General features: G+C 73.3%; 13 protein-coding genes and 1 pseudogene. 2 read left to right on the forward strand and 12 right to left on the reverse strand.

Going from position 1 to position 15877, the window contains the following annotated elements; genetic code table 11:
- Positions 1-57: 57 nt before the first annotated feature.
- Both AC061S_RS11715 and AC061S_RS11720 read left to right on the forward strand, forming a co-directional pair.
- On the forward strand, positions 58-1269 hold the full coding sequence (locus tag AC061S_RS11715; protein WP_478685828.1) for a sensor histidine kinase: 1212 nt from the start codon (positions 58-60) through the stop codon (positions 1267-1269).
- 23 nt (positions 1270-1292) lie between these two features.
- Entirely contained in the window at positions 1293-1907 is a 615-nt protein-coding gene (locus tag AC061S_RS11720) for a response regulator transcription factor (RefSeq protein WP_478685829.1), read from the forward strand.
- A 117-nt stretch (positions 1908-2024) separates the two neighbouring features.
- On the opposite strand, the pseudogene AC061S_RS11725 reads toward AC061S_RS11720, so the two are convergent.
- From AC061S_RS11725 to AC061S_RS11780, 12 genes and pseudogenes are all read right to left on the reverse strand, one after another.
- Positions 2025-2615, reverse strand: a pseudogene (locus AC061S_RS11725) (4'-phosphopantetheinyl transferase family protein); the annotation flags it as partial.
- Between the two features lie 108 nt (positions 2616-2723).
- The gene (locus AC061S_RS11730; protein ID WP_478685830.1) at positions 2724-3956 is read right to left on the reverse strand and encodes an acyltransferase domain-containing protein; all 1233 of its coding nucleotides are present in this window, start codon (positions 3954-3956) and stop codon (positions 2724-2726) included.
- A gap of 31 nt (positions 3957-3987) precedes the next feature.
- The gene (locus AC061S_RS11735; protein WP_478685831.1) at positions 3988-5715 is read right to left on the reverse strand and encodes an acyl-CoA dehydrogenase family protein; all 1728 of its coding nucleotides are present in this window, start codon (positions 5713-5715) and stop codon (positions 3988-3990) included.
- Entirely contained in the window at positions 5712-7439 is a 1728-nt protein-coding gene (locus AC061S_RS11740; RefSeq protein WP_478685832.1) for a fatty acyl-AMP ligase, read from the reverse strand. Before AC061S_RS11740 ends, AC061S_RS11735 begins: the two co-directional genes overlap by 4 nt.
- Complete coding sequence (locus AC061S_RS11745; protein ID WP_478685833.1) at positions 7436-7648, reverse strand: acyl-CoA carboxylase epsilon subunit; 213 nt, start codon at positions 7646-7648, stop codon at positions 7436-7438. The genes AC061S_RS11740 and AC061S_RS11745 overlap by 4 nt, the downstream gene beginning before the upstream one ends.
- A gap of 95 nt (positions 7649-7743) precedes the next feature.
- Positions 7744-8373 carry a hypothetical protein gene (locus AC061S_RS11750; protein WP_478685834.1) on the reverse strand — a complete coding sequence of 210 codons (630 nt, stop codon included), beginning with the start codon at positions 8371-8373 and terminating at the stop codon, positions 7744-7746.
- Entirely contained in the window at positions 8360-9343 is a 984-nt protein-coding gene (locus tag AC061S_RS11755) for an aromatase/cyclase (protein WP_478685835.1), read from the reverse strand. The genes AC061S_RS11750 and AC061S_RS11755 overlap by 14 nt, the downstream gene beginning before the upstream one ends.
- Positions 9344-9435: 92 nt before the next feature.
- Positions 9436-10470 (reverse strand): ketoacyl-ACP synthase III family protein, encoded by a 1035-nt coding sequence (locus AC061S_RS11760; RefSeq protein WP_478685836.1) that lies wholly within the window; start codon positions 10468-10470, stop codon positions 9436-9438.
- Positions 10471-10495: 25 nt separating this feature from the next.
- Entirely contained in the window at positions 10496-12121 is a 1626-nt protein-coding gene (gene cimA / locus AC061S_RS11765; protein WP_478685837.1) for a citramalate synthase, read from the reverse strand.
- A 176-nt stretch (positions 12122-12297) separates the two neighbouring features.
- Entirely contained in the window at positions 12298-13362 is a 1065-nt protein-coding gene (locus AC061S_RS11770) for a glucose-1-phosphate thymidylyltransferase (protein ID WP_478685838.1), read from the reverse strand.
- A 13-nt stretch (positions 13363-13375) separates the two neighbouring features.
- Positions 13376-14497: a DegT/DnrJ/EryC1/StrS family aminotransferase gene (locus AC061S_RS11775; RefSeq protein ID WP_478685839.1), complete on the reverse strand. Its 1122-nt coding sequence runs from the start codon at positions 14495-14497 to the stop codon at positions 13376-13378.
- A 99-nt stretch (positions 14498-14596) separates the two neighbouring features.
- Entirely contained in the window at positions 14597-15787 is a 1191-nt protein-coding gene (locus AC061S_RS11780; RefSeq protein ID WP_478685840.1) for a CaiB/BaiF CoA transferase family protein, read from the reverse strand.
- Between the last annotated feature and the right edge of the window lie 90 nt (positions 15788-15877).

A 15877-nucleotide genomic window follows, 5' to 3' on the forward strand; every position in this document is an offset into this window, starting at 1 on the left:
GGTTCAACCACAAGCCAGGATGCGGTTCTGCCACAGTCCTTGGCCAAGGAGGCTGCGATGTCGGACCGCTCCAGTCAAGTCCGGGACCGACCGGAGCTTCCGGCCCCCCGGCTGGCGCGCGGCATCACCGTCACCGCACTGTGCTGCTACGCCGCGGTCACCATCCTGAACGTCCTGCGGTGGGGGGATCCCCAGCCCTTCCGGCTGGTGGTCTGCACAGGCCTGGTCCTGATGGTCTTCGGGGTCCAGTTCATCGTGACCGCGCCGCGGGCCCGGCTGTGGAGCCTGCGCCGCAGGCTCACGGTGCTGGCCTTCCAGGCCCTGCTGACCTATGTCCCGCTGGTCTGGTTCGGGATCTCCTGGGGCAGCATGGAGGGGCCGCTGGCCGGTTCCGTGCTGCTGGCGCTGCCGACCAGGATCGCCTGGCCGCTGTTCGGGGCCGTGGTGGCCAGCATTCCCCTGTACGCCACCGCGCTGGGCCTGCCCGCGGCCCAGGTGGGATATTTGTTCATCGCCGGGACGCTCTGCGGCCTGGTCATCTACGGTCTGAGCCGGCTCACCGACCTCGTCCACGAGCTGCAGAGCACCCGTGAGGAACTGGCGCGCATGGCGGTCGGCCAGGAACGGCTGCGCTTCGCCCGGGACCTGCACGACCTGCTCGGCTACAGCCTGTCCGCCATCACCCTCAAGGGGGAGCTGATCCACCGTCTGATCGCGGTCCGCCCCGAGCAGGCGCAGGCAGAGACCGGCGAACTGCTCGGGGTGGCTCGCCAGGCCCTGACCGACGTACGGCTGGTCTCCAGCGGTTACCGGGACATGTCCCTGCGGGACGAGGCCACATCGGCCGCCGCAATTCTGACTGCCGCCGACGTACGGGCCGAGGTGGACATAGACTGCGGTCGGTTGCACCCGGTCGTCGACACGGTGCTCGCCACCGCGCTGCGGGAGGGAGTGACCAACATCCTGCGGCACAGCAAGGTGCAGAGCTGCACCATCTCCGCCGCCGTGGAGGCGGAGACGGTCCGGCTCCGGCTGGTCAACGACGGGGCGGAGCCGGCGGCTCCGGGCACCGGCTACCGGGAGTCCGGCAGCGGCCTGGACAATCTCCGGGAGCGGTTCGCGGAGATCGGGGGGCGGCTTACGGCGGGATTGCGGGAGGACGGCAACTTCCATCTCGAGGCGTACGCCCCTGCTCAGCCGCGCAATTCCGAGGGTGCCGCCCACAGCACGGGGCCGCGTGCTGCCGAAACGGCCGCCGCCCTATCGTGACGGTCTGACCAACCGGGGGACTGATGCTCGGCGTAAGGATTCTGCTTGCCGAGGACATGCACATGATCCGCGGCGCCCTGGTGGCACTGCTCGAGCTGGAACCCGACCTGAAGGTCGTCGCCTCCGTGGACCGGGGCGACACCATCGTCAAGACGGCGCTGGAGACCCGGCCCGACGTGGCCATCATCGACATCGACCTGCCGGGCACGGACGGACTGACCGCCGCCGCCGAGCTGCACACCGTGCTGCCCTCCTGCCGGACGCTGATCCTGACCAGCCTGGGCCGCCCCGGCACGCTGCGGCGGGCCCTGACCGCGCACGTGGGCGGCTTCCTGCTCAAGGACTCGCCGCCGGACCAGCTGGCCCAGGCGGTGCGGGCCGTGGCCGCCGGCGGGCGGATCGTCGACCCCCAGCTGGCGCTGACCGCCTGGGACTCGCCGGAGGCCCCGATCTCGCCCCGGGAGCTGGAGGTGCTACGGCTCGCGGCGCAGGGCGCTGACGCCGCCGAGATCGCCGGGTGCCTCTTCCTCTCCAAGGGCACCGTGCGCAACTACCTGACGGCCATCGTCAGCAAACTCGGCGCGCGCAATCGCATCGATGCCGTGCGGATCGCCGAGGAAGCCGGCTGGATCCCCTGACCCGGCCCTCGCCAGGCCCAGCACCGCATCGAGCATCCCCTCGTCGAGCATCGTCCCCACCGACACGTCCGCCGGCTCCCCGAAGCCGGCGTCGTGGACGGCGGCGCTGACCACATACCGGCCGCCGACCCCGAAGGTCCCGAAGATCCACTCGGCGCCGGCGGCCGGGGTGCCGTCGGGGCGTACCAGGCGCACCTCCGACGGCCCCAGGTCGAATCCGAACTCGGTGAACCGGAACCGCAGCCCCTGCCCGAGCGCCTTGCTGTACGCCTCCTTGAGGGTCCACAGCCGCACCATGGTGTCGTTGCGCGCCTGCTCGCCGCCCTCGTCGAGCCGCCGCTTCTCGTACGGGGTGCACGCCTGCAGCTCCGAACCGGTGCCGGCCAGCCGGCGGTCGGCACGCTCCACGTCGACGCCGATCCGCCCCCGGCGGGTGACCCCGACGATCATCATCTCCTCGGTGTGGCTCAGGCTGACGTCGATCTGGTCGCAGCCGCGCACGTACGGCCGCCCGCCCGGCTGGTAGGCCAGGTCCACCTGGTCCGCGGTGGTGTCCAGCACTGCCGCCGCCGTGTACCGCAGAAACAGCCGGGAGGCCACGAACCGGTCCCGCATCCGGGGCCGCGCGAAGCTCTCGGAGCGGGGCCAGTCCCGGCCCAGGAGCCGGCGCACCCCGTCCGGGTCGCCGCGCGGCAGCCAGGCCGGCATCGTCGCGTAGACCAGGACGCTCCCGCTGCCGGCCAGCTCCTCGCGGGCGGGGTCCCACACGCTGCCCGGTCCCAGGGCGGGCAGGGGCCGCCCGATCCGGCCGGCCACTCAGGCGCTCGCGAGTTCGGCGGCCAGCGGGCCGGCGCCCAGGGCGGCGATCACCCCGGCCAGGTCCACGGCGTCGCTCTGCGGTCCCGTGCACACCGGAAGGCACACAGGGCCGCCCATCCGGGCCAGGTACGGCCGCAGGACGGGCCGCGGGGCGATCTCCACGACGTGCGTGGGTGCCTGCTGGTCCAGCAGAGCGCGTGCCGCGTCGGCGAACCGGACAGGCGCGGTGAGCTGCTTGGTCCAGTACGAGGCGTACAGCGGCTCGGTGGTGAGCCGGCCGTACACAGTGGAGTAGAACGGGATCCGGGCCATCCCGCCCGGCACCCGGCGGGCCACCGCCTCCACCTTCGGCACCGCGGGCTCCATCAGCGGCGAGTGGAACGCGTGGGTCACCGACAGGCGGCGGCAGAGGATGCCGCGGGCCGCGAGCCTGTCCTCGATCCGCTCCAGGCCGGCGACGCCGCCGGAGAGCACGGTCGACTTGACCGCGTTGATCACGCCGACGCTCACGCCCGGCTCCGTAGCCGCCAGCTCCTGCGCCTCGCGCAGGGTGACGCCGACGGCCATCATGCCGCCGCCGGACGGCAGGTACTGCAGGAACGCCCCGCGCAGCGCGACCAGCTTGGCCGCGTCGGCCAGGCCCAGGGCTCCCGCGACGGCCGCCGCCGCGAACTCCCCGATGCCGTGGCCCAGGACCGCGACCGGCGCGACGCCGGCCGTCTCCAGGGTCTTGGCGAGCGCGTACCCGACGGCGAACAGGGCGGACTGGGCGTAGGCGGTCTGGTGGATCGTCGGGGCCTTGCTCAGGATCAGGTCCACCACCGACAGGCCCAGGTACGGCATCAGCGCCTCGGCCGCCTCGTCGAGGTGCCCGCGGTAGGTGGCGGAGTCGAGGTACAGCCCGGCCGTCATCCCGGGGTGCTGGCAGCCCTGCCCAGCGAAGATGAACGCGGCCCGCACCCGGTGACCGTCGCCCGCCCTGATGTCGCGGGACATCATGCGGCGGGCCAGGTCCCGCACGGTCGGGTAGGCCCAGATGTCGTCGGGGTCGATGATCGGGCCGAACTCCTCCTCGATGTCGCCGTACAGGCTGAGCGCGGCCACCGAGTCGAGCCCGTACTCGGCCAGCGGCACGGTGTCCTCCACCACCCGGCCGAAGTACTGGGCTACCCGCGCCAGCAGCCATTCGCGGTGGACCCCGCCGAAGCGGTCCGGTTCCTTGATGGACATGGTCGTTGCTCCCTACTTCTTCGGAGGGCGGTCAGGCCAGCGGGGACCCGTAGAGGTCGTAGCTGCGGCGGCCGTGCAGCCGGGCCAGCACCTCGGCGAGCACCCGCTGCTCGGCCGAGGCGGGCCGGTCGGGCAGCGCCAGGCCCAGTCGGCGGGCCAGCCGGTACAGGGCCGCGCACAGCCAGGCCGGGTCAGCGAGAAAGCCGTCCGCGCGGTCCCCGGCGGCCTGCTGCTCCCGCCAGACACCCAGGCAGGCGGCGGCGGCCAGGACCAGGGTGTACCGGTCAGCGAGGGCGAGACTGTGCGGGCTGGCCAGGGCCCTGCGGTCGCCCTGCGGGATGCCGGCGAACTCCTTGCGCAGTTCGGCGAGCTCGATGACGAACGCGCGTGCCAGGAACCGCAGCACTCCCCCGTCCCGGCCACCGTGGTGCAGCCGCCCCGCCTCGAACAGGTCGGTGCCGGCCACCAGGGCCGCCGCCAGCGGGTCCGAGTCGCCCAGCAACGCGGGCGGCCCCAGGTCGAGCGGCGGCAGCTCGTCGTGCAGCCGGAACAGGGCGGGGGGCGGTTCCGGATCGGCGAACCAGGCGTGCCGGGCGAAGAAGGGCAGCTGGGGCAGGATGCTGAGCTGGCGGCCCGCGCTGCCCGCGTGGCCCAGCGAGGTCACCGGCAGATCGCGCAGCTGCTTGCGGAACATCCCGTACGCGCCCGCCTCCGCGAAGGTCTCTTCGCCCAGGACCGCGGACATCTCGTCCATGCACTCGGAGACCAGCTTGGGGGCGAGATAGGCGGCGGCGGCCGCGTACGCGCTCATCTGCTTGGGCAGCAGGTGCAGCGCCCGGGTCGCCACCAGTGCGAGGCAGTCGACGAGCAGCAGGTCCAAGAAGGCGCCGGCGAGCACGTCCTTGACGTGCTGGACGTCCAGGGAGGAGCGGCCGTCGGGGCGGGGCCGGGCCGCGAAGGAGGACACCGTGCGCAGCGCCGTGTCGGCCCCGGCCAGCACGATCGAGGGGATGATCCCGCGGATGACCAGGGAGGAGCGCAGTGAGAGTTCGTAGCCGCCGCCCACGGCGCCGACCAGTGCGCCGGGCGGCACGGGACAGTCGTCGATGAGCAGCCCGCCGAACTCGGCGCTGCGCATGCCCTGGGTCGCCCGGCGGCCCAGGTCGCGGATGCTGCCGGGCGGCACCTGGTCGCGGTCCAGGAGCAGCACGGTGTGGCTGGCGCTGCCGCCGGGCGGACCGGTTCTGGCGAAGACCACGAGGCCGCGGGCGCGTGAGGCGTTGGCGATGCCGGTCTTGCTGCCGCTGAGCAGCAGGCCGCCGGGCCCGGGAGCCGCGGTGAACTCGTCCCGGGTGAAGTCGTTGCCGTGCGCCACTCCGTGCCGCGCGACCGCGATGCGCTCGCCGCCCAGCATCAGCCCGGCCACCAGCTCCTGCTGGCCCCGGTCGCCCGCGGTCCACACGGGGGTGACGGCGAAGAAGCAGCTGAGCCCGTAGCCGAAGCCGAGGGAGGCGTCCCGCCGGAAGACGGGGCGCAGCACCTGGCCGAGTTCGTCCATGCGGCGCAGCCGGCCGCCGAGACCGGCGGGCACGAACTCCTTGTTCAAGCCGTGCTCGTCGAGGACCCGCTCGGCCGCGGGCAGTACGGCTCCCACGGCGTCGGCGGCGACCAGTGCGCGCCCGCCGAGCGGGTTGGCGGGGTCGTCGAGGGGGCCGAAGGACCGCTCCAGTGCCGCGGCCCGGTCCGCCACGGTCGTCATGCGCCGACTCCCGCCGCGGTCCGGGCAGGCTGTCCGTCCGCCGTGAGCGCTTCGATCTCGTGGTCGATCCGCTGGTACAGGGCGCCGAGCTCGCCGCGCAGGAACATGCCGCGCATCGCGGCCCGTTCGACCTTGCCGCTGGTGGTGCGGCGGACCGTGCCGGGCCGTACGAACAGCAGCGCCCCGGTCCGGATCTGGTACTCCTCGCCGATGCGGGCCTCGACGGCGTTGGCGAGCTGGGCCAGGTCGATGTCGTAGTGGCTGTGCGCCCGCACCTCCTGTATGACGACGACGCGCTCGCGGGCCCCGGGCACGGCGAAGACGCTGGCCGGGCCGAACCGGCCGCAGACCTGCTGGACGGTGCGCTCCAGGTCCTGCGGCCACAGGTTGCGGCCGGCCACCACGATCACGTCCTTGATGCGGCCGGTGACATGGAGCATGCCGTCCCGCATGACGCCGAGGTCACCGGTGCGCAGATAGCCCCCTTCGCCGCCCAGGCGTACCTCGAAGGCGGCGGCGGTCTCGGCGGGCCGGCCCCAGTAGCCGCGGGCGACGCCGGCGCCGCGCACCCAGATCTCCCCGCTGTGCCCGTCGGGCACCTCGGTGTGGCTCTCGGGGTCGACGATGCGGATCTCCGTGGCGGCCGGCCCGCACAGTGCGGCGCCCGGGCGCGGCCCGCCGGCGGCGGGCGGGTACGGCTGCCCGGCGGGAGCGCCGCCCGCGACGAGGAGGGTGGCCTCGGCCAGGCCGTAGGCGGGGATCAGCGCCTGGGGGCGCAACCCGGCGGGGGCGAAACGCTCGGCGAAGTCGCGCAGGGTGTCGGCCCGCACCGGTTCACCGCCGTCGACCGCGGTCTGCCAACGGGAGAGGTCCAGCCCGGCCAGCTGGGCGTCGTTGACCTTGCGGGTGCACAGTTCGTACGCGAAGTCGGGGGCACCGCTGACCGTGAGGCCGTACCGGGAGATCGTGTCGAGCCAGTGGAAGGGCTTCTTGACGAAGGCCTCGGGGGTGAGCAGCACGGTGGTCGCGCCGAGCCACAGCGGGTGCAGGAGCTGGCCGACCAGCCCCATGTCGTGGTGCAGGGGCAGCCAGCCGCCGAACCGGGACTGCGGGCCGGTGCCGAGCGCCCGGCGGATGGCCTCCTGGTTGGCGAGCAGGTTGCCGTGGGTGACCATCACCCCGCGCGGTTCGCGGGTGGAGCCGGAGGTGTACTGGAGGTAGGCGACGGTGTCCGCGTCCGGCGCGGGCCCCGGTTCCGCGCCGCGGTCCGGGGTGTCACAGGCGACGTCCGCCAGCAAGCAGGTGACCTGCCCCAGTCCGGTGCGGGCCAGCAGCTGGGAGACCTCCGCGGCGTGCGCGGCCGCGGTGAGCACGCACCCGGCCGCCGCGTCTTTGACGATGCCCGCGATGCGGTCGTCGAGGTGGCCGGCGCGGCCTGCGGGGGGTCCGACGGGAACGGCGACGACCCGGGCGCGCAGGCAGGCGAGGAATCCCTCGGTGAACAGCCGGCGGGAGGAGTGCAGCAGCAGCACCCGGTCGCCGGGCACGGTGTGCTCGCGCAGCCTGGCGGCCAGGGCGCGGACCCGGCGGTCGAGTTCCCCGTAGGTGACCGCGTCGGGCCGCAGCAGTCCGTCGCGTTCGGTGAGCAGGACGAGGGCCTCGTGATCGGGTGCCTCGGCGGCCTTGGCTTCGAGGAGGCCCGTGAAGTCCGGTGCCGCCCTCACCGCGGCCACCTCGCGCGCCGGACGGACCAGGACGCGGCGGCCTCGCGGCCGGTGCCGGCGACGCCCCAGCCGGCGGGCGCCGCCGGGACCGGGCCCCGGGGGGCAGCGGCCCGGCTGCGCACGAGTGCCATCAGGACCATGGTCACGGCAGCGAGCTCCGCCGCATCCGGCAGGCCGCGCAGCACGGAAATTCCTGTCTCTTCTGCCATGTGCGAAGCGTGCACCCGGGTGCTCGAGCTGGGCTCGCGGGTGGCACGGACGGGAGCCGAGGACCCGTGGTGCCCGGCTCCCGTCCTTGTGGAGTTCAGCCGACGGCCCGCTCGTAGGCCAGCAGCCGGGCGCGCTCGGTGGTGACGGCGGCCGGTTCACCGAGGCCGGCGAGCGCGGCCCGGTAGCCGGCGGAGGCAAGCGCCCCCTCGCAGTGGGCCGCGTCCCGCCACCACTGGACGCCGGTGTAGGCGAGGGGTTTGATCGTCGAGCGGAGCAGATCGCTGCCGCCGAAGCCGCCGCACTCCGCGCCCGCGTCGCCGAGGGCCTGGTAGCGGCGCTCGAACTCGGCGGGGTCGCTCTGCGCCTGGGCGCGCAGCAGCACGACAGCGGAGGTTCCCACGGGCGCGCCCTCGTTCAGGGTCCGGCCGACGCTGACGCTCTGGTCTGCCTCGGCGTCGACGAGGGGGCCCAGGTGGCGGACCTGATCGGTGAAAGAGTCGTCGTGGACGGTGTCGAGGAAGCCGCGCAGGCTGCGCCAGTGGCCGAGGTGGACGTAGGTCCGCGGCTGCTCCAGGAGCTGCATGGCGACCAGGAAGTCGAAGCCGGCGCGGTGGCGCAGGAACTGGGAGTGCCGGTGCAACCCGTGCTCGAACTCGGCGACGTCGCCCGTGACGCCGAACCGGTTGACGACGGTGATGGGGCTGCTCAGATCACGGCCTGTCACGGGCGTCCTCCGCGAATTTCTTGGCGTGGCGCAGCGTGGTCGAGCTGTTGGTGCCCAGGGCTTTGCGCACGAGGTCGCGGGCATCGGCGGGGGTGGCGGTGGGCCCCATCGCGCTCCGTACGCCCTCCGGGTCGAGCGTGACGGTGTGCCAGGAGGTGGCCTTCACCGTACCGTCGCCCAGCGCTTCGATCGTCCACCGGCCGGTGTGGCCGCTCATCGCGGCGGGCACCCGCAGCTGCTTGTAGACGATCGCGTGGCGGTCCTCGAAGCAGACCCGGACCGAGGTGGTGTTGTGCAGCGAGCCGTCGGGGCTGCGGGTGTCCATGTCCAGGTGCTGGACGCCGCCCTCCTCCTCGGTGAGGGCGAGCCGGGCCACGTGCGGCAGTCGCTCGGGCCACAGGTCGGCGCGGTCGAGGAAGGCGTAGACGTCCCCGGCGGCGCCGGCGATGGTCTCGCTGTCGCTGAAGGTGAACCGCAGCTCCTCGCCGGCCAGGCCGGCCTCGGCCGCGTTCTTGAGTGCGGCGAGTTCGGCCCGGCTGTTGTGGTCGACGGCCCGCTCGATGAGCTGCTCGGCGGCCGGGTCGCCGTCCACCGCGCGGTAGTCGTGGAGCAGCACCACCCGGGTGGTGCCGTCGTCCACCGCTTCGATGTGCCAGGCACCGCCCATGGCGGCGACGGGTGCGGCGGAGACCACCTGGCGGAAGGTGACGGTGCGGGCGGCCGGGTCCAGGACCCGGCGCGAGGTCCAGGTGCGGACCTGCTCGTTGGCGATGGCCCAGATCCGCAGCAGCTGCTCGCCGCCGCCTGCCGGGGCTTCCTCGAGCACCTCGACGTGGACGGTGGGGCCGAACACCTGCGGCCAGGCGGAGACGTCGGCGACCATGCCGTAGACGGTCTCCGGCGGGGCGGCCACGGTCACGGAGTGCTCCGTGACATGGGTGTCCCAGGTGGCGGGAGTAGCGGTGGCCACGGCGTACCTTCCCTTCGGTGCGGCCGTCGCAGCGGCCGGATCAGAGTGTCAGAGTCGGGCTCGAAGGCGGCTCGAGCGCGGGTGGATCCAGGTCAGGGCGCGGCCCAGTGGGCCGCCTCGGTGATCTCCAGCACGGCGCAGCCCCAGCTGTATCCGGCGCCGACGCTGATCAGCACGCAGCGGTCGCCGGGCCGGGCCCGGCCGGTCGTCACGAGGTGGTCGAGGCCGGCGAACTGGTCGCCGGCGCCCAGGTGCCCGACCGTGCGGCTCCACTCCCAGGTGGTGCGGGCGGGGTCGATGCCGAACGGCCGGTAGTAGATGGACGTCAGCCTGCGACGACCGAAGTGGGGCAGGATCACCCACTCCGCCTCGGCCAGTTCCAGCCCGGCGTCGGCCAGTGCCTGCTTGATGACGGTCTGCTGGCCGGCGTGGGCGCGGGTGATGGCGAAGGACATGCCGGCCCGTGCGACGAAGGCGCGCTTGGCCTCGTCGAAGTCGACGGGGATGCGGTGGGTGAACGGGGCCCGGGTGAAGGGCTCGTCGCCGCGGTGCAGCGGCTCCAGTTCGGGGTCGGCGAGCAGGGCGAGCGAACGGAGCCGGGCGAAGCCTCCGCGGCGAGAGAGCACCAGGGCGGCGGCCCCGTCGGCGTAGGGCGTTCCGGGGTCGGTGCGCCAGCGGTCGATGCCGGGCTCGCAGAACCGGTCGGCCGCTGTGAGCAGGGCGTCGGCGTGCCCGTGGCCGGCGGTGAGGTAGGCGGTGGCCAGGTCCAGGGCGGCGAGTCCGCCGTTGGACATCTGGCGTATCTCGACCGCGGGACAGCTGTTGCCCAGCGCCTCGCGCTGGATGTACGAGGCGACGGGCCACAGGTCCTGGCCCTGGTGATAGGTGTCGGCATGCAGCAGCAGGCCGACGTCCTCGGGTCCGGAGCCGGCCCGCTCGAGGGCGGTCCGGGCTGCCGCCGCCGCCATCTCGGCGGCGGACTCGTCCGACGAGTACGCCACCGACTCCAGGCCGGTCGCGGCGGCGATGCCGGGAGGGCAGGCGCCGGCCGCGACGGCCTCGGCGACCTGCAGCGAGCCGGGGAGCCGTACGGAGGTCCCCCGGATCCAGATGTCTTCCACACGCACGGCTACTCCCATGGATCGAGGTCGGTCAGCCCGCCCAGGCCGTCGCCAGGGGGACGGCGCCGCGGCCGGGGCGGACTTCGTCCAGCAGGACGTAGTGGACCGCGTCCAGCAGGGCGCGCCAGCTGGCGGCGACGGTGTTGCGGCCGACGCCCACGGTGCCCCAGCGGCGTTCGCCGTCGCGGCAGGAGATCAGGACGCGGGCGGCGGCCCCGCTGCCGGTCTCTCCGGTCAGGACCCGGACCCGGTAGTCGACCACCTCGAGGCGGGCGAGCTGCGGGAAGTACGGGTCGAGGGCCTGGTGCAGGGCCCGGTCGAGGGCGTTGACCGGGCCGTTGCCGACTCCGGTGGCGGCCAGCGGCACCCCATCGACGCACAGCCGCACGGATGCCTCGGTGCGCACCTCCTCCTCCGCGCCCTCCCCGGCCACGGACACCTGCCAGGACTCCACCGCGAACGGGGGCTCCAGCGGGCGTCCGCCGAGCTCCTCGCGCAGCAGCAGTTCGAACGAGGCGTCGGCGCTCTCGAAGCTGTAGCCGCGGCTCTCCAGGTCCTTGACGCGGGCGGCGGCGCGGGCGACCTCCTCGCAGTCCGCGGTGATCTCGTAGCCCAGTTCGCGCGCCTTGAGCTCGACGGAGGAGCGGCCTCCCATGTCGGAGACGAGGGTGCGCATGGTGTTGCCGACGAGGGCCGGGTCGATGTGCTGGTACAGGTCCGGGTCGACGCGCAGCGCGGAGGCGTGCAGGCCCGCCTTGTGGGTGAAGGCGGCGCCGCCGATGTAGGGGGCGGCCGGCAGCGGGGGGACGCCGGTGAGCTCGGTGACGGCCCGCGCCGTGGCGGCCATGCCGGTGAGCTGCGCCGGGTCGACGACCTCGCGGCCCCGTTTGAGCACCAGGTTGCCGATCACGGTGAACAGGCTGGCATTGCCGCAGCGTTCGCCGTACCCGTGGGCGGTGCCCTGGACGTGGTCGGCTCCGGCGTCCACGGCGGCCATGGTGTTGGCCACGGCGCAGCCGGAGTCGTCGTGGCAGTGGATGCCCAGCGGCACCCCGGTCAGGGCGGCGGTCTCCGCCACGATCTCCCCGACCTCGTCGGGCAGGGAGCCGCCGTTGGTATCGCACAGTACGACGGTCTCGGCCCCGGCCTCAGCGGCGGTACGGACCACCGCGAGGGCGTATTCGCGGTTGAGGCGGTAGCCGTCGAAGTAGTGCTCGGCGTCGACGAAGACACGCCGGCCGGCGTGCACCAGGTGCCGTACGGTGCTGCCGATCATGGCGAGGTTCTCGGCGAGCGTGGTGCGCAGGGCCCGGTTCACATGGCCGGTGTGGCTCTTGGCGACCAGCGTGATCACCGGGGTCCCGGCGGCCAGCAGGGCGCGTACCTGCGGGTCGACCGCAACGGAGGTGGCGGCCCGGCGGGTGGCGCCGAAGGCCGCCAGCTGGGCGTGCTTCAGGTCGAGTTCGGTGCGGGCCCGGCGGAAGAACTCGGTGTCGCGCGGCACCGCGCCGGGCCAGCCGCCTTCGATGAATCCGACGCCGAGGGCGTCGAGGTGGCGGGCGACGGCGAGCTTGTCCTCGACCGTCAGCACCATGCCTTCCTGCTGGCTTCCGTCGCGCAGGGTCGTGTCGTAGAGCTGAAAGCTCCGCTCAGCCATCGTCCCTCCTCACTTGTGCACGTGGTGCTCGGCAATACGTGGCCGGTCGGGCAACCGTCGGGCGGCGGACTCAAGAACGGCTGGAGCGGAGGTCGCGGCCGCCGCCTTTCGGCTCCGCGGCGAAGTGCACGACGTCGTGCGAGCCGGTGAAGACCGTGCCGCCCGTCACGAAGACCTCATGCGGCGACCACCACACTGCAGTGGTCGCCGACCACGAGCGTGCTGCCGTGGGTGCCGACCGCGGCGGTCACCGTGGCGTCCCGGCCGATCACAGACCCGTGGACACTGCCGACACGCTCCACCCGGGCCCCGTCCAGCATGATCGAGTCCTCGACGCCGGCCGAACTGAGCACGCATTCGCGGCCGATCGCGGTGTACGGACCGATGTGGCTGTCCTCCACCCGGCTGCCGGCGCCGATGACGGCGGGGCCGACGATGCGGGAGCGCACGATGCGGGCGCCCTCCTCGACGACGACGGCGCCGACGAGCTCGCTGGTGCCGTCCACGTCGCCCGTGACGGACGGCTTCAGCCCGTCCAGCAGCTTGCGGTTGCAGGCCAGGACGTCCTCGACCTTGCCGGTGTCCTTCCAAAAGCCCCGGTAGGTACGGGCGCGCACGTCGTGGCCGCGGGTGATCAGCCACTGGATGGCGTCGGTGACCTCCAGCTCCCCGCGTGCGCTGGGTTCGATGGCGGCCACCGCCTCGTGGATGGCGGGGGTGAAGAAGTAGACGCCGATGACGGCCAAGTCGCTGCGCGGCCGGCTGGGTTTCTCCACCAGCCGCAGCACCCGGCCTTCCGCATCGACCTCGGCGACGCCGAAGGCACGCGGGTCGGGGACCGGGTGGACCACGATCTGCGCGGCGGGGCGGGCGGCGCGGAAGTCGTCGGCGATCTCCTTGACGCCCTCGGTGAGCATATTGTCGCCGAGGTACATCACGAAGTCGTCGTCGCCGAGGAAGCCCCGGGAGATGGCGATGCAGTGGGCGAGGCCTCGCGGCAGGTCCTGCTGGATGTAGGTGAGGCGCACACCGAGGTGCGAGCCGTCGCCGAGGGCGTCGGCGATCTCCCGGCCCCGGTCGCCGACGACCAGGCCGACCTCCTCGATGCCCAGGGCGTGCAGGTCCTCCATCACATGGACCAGCACCGGCTTGTTGGCGATCGGCATGAGCTGTTTCGGCATGGAATGGCTGAAGGGCCGCAGCCTGCTGCCCAGCCCTCCGGCCAGTACGAGTGCTTTCATCGTGGGATCTCCCTCAGAGCGCGGCCAGCACATCGCGGAGGGCGCCGATCACCCGGTCCTGGGTCTCCCGCGGCAGCGACGGGTACATCGGCAGCGAGAAGATCTCGCCGGCGAGCCGTTCGGTGACCGGGAGGGAGCCCGAGGGGTAGCCGAGGTGCCGGAAGCCGGTCATGGTGTGCACGGGCCACGGGTAGCTGATGTTGAGCAGGATGTCGTGCGCCTTCAACGCCTCGATGATCTCGTCGCGGCGGGGGTGGCGGACGACGTAGACGTAGTAGACGTGCTCGTTGCCGGGGTTCGTCGACGGCAGGAGGAGCCCGCCGGGCCCGGTGAGGTCTGCGAGGCCCTCCTCGTAGCGGCGGGCCACCGCGCGCCGTCCCTCGATGTAGGCGTCGAGGCGGGTGAGCTTGCGGCGCAGGATCTCCGCGTGCACCTCGTCGAGGCGGCTGTTGTGGCCGGGCGTCTCTACGACGTAGTACGTCTGCTCCATGCCGTAGTAGCGCAGCCGGCGCAGCTTGCCGTCGACGTCCGGGTCGTCGGTCAGCACCGCGCCGCCGTCGCCGTAGGCGCCGAGCACCTTGGTCGGGTAGAAGGAGAACGCCGCGGCGTCGCCGAAGGTGCCGGCCTGCCGGCCGCCCCGGCGTGCGCCGTGGGACTGGGCGCAGTCCTCCAGGATCTTCAGCCCGTGCGCCTTCGCGATCTCGGTGAGGGGCGCCATGTCGACGCACTGGCCGTAGAGGTGGACCGGCAGCAGGGCCTTGGTCCGCGGTGTGACGGCCGCGGCGACCTGCTCGGTGTCGATGAGGAAGTCCTCTTCGCGCACGTCGACGAAGACCGGCGTGGCTCCGGCTGCGTCGATGGCGAGGACGGTCGGGGCGGCCGTGTTGGAAACGGTGATCACCTCGTCGCCCGGCCCCACGCCGAGGGCCTGCAGGGCCAGCTTCAGGGCGTTCGTGCCGTTGTCGACTCCGGTGCAGTGCCGTACGCCGTGCCAGGCGGCGAACTCCTCCTCGAAACCGCGCACGCTCTTTCCGAGGACCAGCTGGCCGGAGCCGAAGACGGTCTCGACGGCATCGAGGATGTCCTTCCGCTCGGCTTCGTACTCCGGCAGGTAGTCCCAGACATAGGTGGTCATGGGTGGGTCAGCCTCCATCAGTTCCGTCGAGCGGTCCGTCGACCAGGTGCCAGCAGGGTGTGGTGCTCCAGTCGGGTCTCGCTCAAGCGCGGCTGGTCGTCACACGGCGAGCGGGGCCGGGCGGCCGTGGGCCGCGCCCGACAGCAGGAGCCGTTCGATGTCCGCCTCGCTCCAGCCGCACTCGGCGAGGACGTCCCGGGTGTGCTCGCCGGGGTGCGGCGGCGGAGCGGGCGCGGCGGCGGCGGTCCTGGCGAAACGCGGCGCGGGGGCGGGCTGGGGCCCGTCGGCGGTGGGTACGAAGGTGCCGCGGGCGCGGTGGTGCGGGTGGGCGGCGGCCTCGGTGACGGACAGCACGGGGCTGACGCATGCCTCGGTGCCGTCGAACACAGCGGTCCACGCGTCCAGGGTGCGGGTGGCGAACCGGGCGGCGAACGCCTCCCGCAGAACGGGCCAGTTGGCCGGGTCGGACCGGTCGGGCAGCCGCCCGGCATCCAGGCCCAGGCCCTGCAGGAGGGCGAGGTAGAAGCGGTCCTCCAAGGCGCCGACCGCCGCATGCCGGCCGTCCGCGCACGCGTACACGGAGTAGAAGGGGGCTCCGCCGTCGAGGAGGTTGCGGCCCCGGCCGCGGGGCCACTGCCCCGCCTGGGCCATGCCGAGCAGCATGGCCAGCAGGTTCGCGGTGCCGTCGACGATGGCGGTGTCGACGACTTGGCCGAGCCCGGAGCGCTGCCGTTCGTACAGGGCGGCGAGGACACCGCAGACGAGGAGCATGCCGCCGCCTGCGAAGTCGCCGAGCAGGTTGACGGGCGGCACCGGCGGCCCGTCCGCGCCGCCGATGGCGTGCAGGGCGCCGCTGAGCGCGATGTAGTTGATGTCGTGGCCGGGGGCGGCGGCCAGCGGTCCGCCCTGCCCCCAGCCCGTCATCCGGGCGTACACCAGGGCCGGGTTGCGCTCCGCGCACACGTGCGGGCCGATGCCGAGGCGTTCGGCCACACCCGGGCGGAAACCCTCCACCAGCACGTCGCTGCGCGCGGCCAGCCGCAGCGCCGCCTCCACGCCGTCGGGGGCCTTGAGGTCGAGCACCAACGAGCGGCGGCCCCGGTCGAGGATGCGGTGCCAGTCCTCGAACGAGCGGGCCCCGTCGGCCCGGTCGACGCGGACCACATCGGCACCCAGGTCTGCCAGCATCATGCAGGCGAACGGCGCCGGGCCGATCCCGGCCAGTTCCATGACCCGCAGCCCGCTCAGGGGGCCGCCGGGCCGTACGTCGTCACGTTCCGTGGTCACCATCGGGCAACAGTAGGAAGGGCCCCTACAGGATCCCTGGGGCCCCGGGCCCCCGCACGGCCGACGAGCCGGCCCCCGGTCCTCGAGGGTGCC

It is taken from the genome of Streptomyces sp. CA189, from assembly GCF_056428985.1.

Excerpts from the sequence above, each read along its gene's own strand:
- AC061S_RS11715 (WP_478685828.1), top strand. The coding sequence starts at position 58 with ATGTCGGACCGCTCCAGTCAAGTCCGGGACCGACCGGAGCTTCCGGCC.
- AC061S_RS11720 (WP_478685829.1), top strand. The coding sequence starts at position 1,293 with ATGCTCGGCGTAAGGATTCTGCTTGCCGAGGACATGCACATGATCCGC.
- AC061S_RS11730 (WP_478685830.1), bottom strand. The coding sequence starts at position 3,956 with ATGTCCATCAAGGAACCGGACCGCTTCGGCGGGGTCCACCGCGAATGG.
- AC061S_RS11735 (WP_478685831.1), bottom strand. The coding sequence starts at position 5,715 with ATGACGACCGTGGCGGACCGGGCCGCGGCACTGGAGCGGTCCTTCGGC.
- AC061S_RS11745 (WP_478685833.1), bottom strand. The coding sequence starts at position 7,648 with ATGGCAGAAGAGACAGGAATTTCCGTGCTGCGCGGCCTGCCGGATGCG.
- cimA (WP_478685837.1), bottom strand. The coding sequence starts at position 12,121 with ATGGCTGAGCGGAGCTTTCAGCTCTACGACACGACCCTGCGCGACGGA.
- AC061S_RS11770 (WP_478685838.1), bottom strand. The coding sequence starts at position 13,362 with ATGAAAGCACTCGTACTGGCCGGAGGGCTGGGCAGCAGGCTGCGGCCC.
- AC061S_RS11775 (WP_478685839.1), bottom strand. The coding sequence starts at position 14,497 with ATGACCACCTATGTCTGGGACTACCTGCCGGAGTACGAAGCCGAGCGG.
- AC061S_RS11780 (WP_478685840.1), bottom strand. The coding sequence starts at position 15,787 with ATGGTGACCACGGAACGTGACGACGTACGGCCCGGCGGCCCCCTGAGC.